1 protein-coding gene is annotated in these 1155 nt (G+C 70.2%); it reads left to right on the top strand.

Features of this window, described 5'->3' with window-relative positions:
- Positions 1–496: 496 nt before the first annotated feature.
- Positions 497–1009, top strand: coding sequence for an HNH endonuclease family protein (locus tag LPA54_RS32740; protein ID WP_306806573.1), 513 nt, complete (start codon positions 497–499; stop codon positions 1007–1009).
- Positions 1010–1155: the final 146 nt, after the last annotated feature.

Below are 1155 nucleotides of genomic sequence, written 5' to 3'. Positions count from 1 at the left end.
ACACAGCAGGGCGGGCAGCGGATTCCGACCAGGGGACCGCAAGTGCCGACAAACCAGGCTCGCTCTGGTCCTGCCCGGCATGTGAGGCGTCACGCAGCCGAACACGACCGTCAGCGGCTTGCGGGCGCGGCCGTACGCCCGACGCCGATGCCGGCGTCGCGCACGGGCAGCAGCATCCAGGCCACAGCGCGCTCAGTGGCCTGGCCTCCGGGTGGTGACGTCCCGAAGACGATCACCGCTTCCGCCCGACTTGGTCGACCAGGCTGTTCGCGGGTGAAGGCCGCAGCGGCCGACTGTTGCGCTCATCTGCGGCGGGCGCGTTCTCTGCAAGCCCTGCTTCGTCGGCCGTGATCCGCTGAGCACCGAACCGGAGCCCGATGCCAAGGCCTCCGCGTCGCACGCTCCCGCTTCCTCCGCACCGGGTGCCGGCGGCGGGAGTTCCGAGGAGGCGGAGTCTCTGCCTGGCCTGCCGGGCCCTGATGAGGCCCGCCAGGCGTTGGACGGGCTGGTGGTCGTGGAGCAGGGGTCGATGGCCGGCTACAGCCGGGACACGTTCCCGCACTGGTCCTCCCACGGCGACAAGTGCGACACGCGGGAGACGGTGCTCCAGCTCGACGGCAGCGGCGTGGAGCGCGACGACCAGTGCCGTGCGACCTCGGGCAGCTGGGTCAGCGTCTACAACGGCAAGACCTCCACCAACGCCTCCGACCTGGACATCGACCACATGGTGCCGCTGGCCAACGCCTGGCGCTCCGGCGCGAGGTACTGGGATCAGGACAAGCGCAAGGCGTTCGCCAACGACCTCACCCACCCACAGTTGCTGGCCGTGTCCGCAGCCACCGCCCGCGGTAAGGGCGACCAAGGCCCCGAGGAGTGGCAGCCGCCGCTGGAGTCCTACTGGTGCGTCTATGGGCGGGCCTGGACGTCGGTGAAGTCTCCCTACGGTCTGAGCGTCACTGAGGACGAGAAGAGCACGCTGGTCAAGATGCTGGACACCTGCAACGCATGAAGACCGACAACAGCGCGAGCGGACCGGTCGAGCGGCTCGTGGACCGGGTGAAGGCCGACAGGGGCGGGGCTACGACCGACGAGGTCGGCGTCATCACCGGGGACCTCGCCGTCGCCACCACCCTCCAGCCCGACGGCTGGCTGCCG

Origin of the sequence: Streptomyces sp. DH12, from assembly GCF_020873895.1 — a bacterium.
Classification (GTDB): domain Bacteria; phylum Actinomycetota; class Actinomycetes; order Streptomycetales; family Streptomycetaceae; genus Streptomyces.
This window is presented reverse-complemented; position numbering and strand designations above follow the sequence as displayed.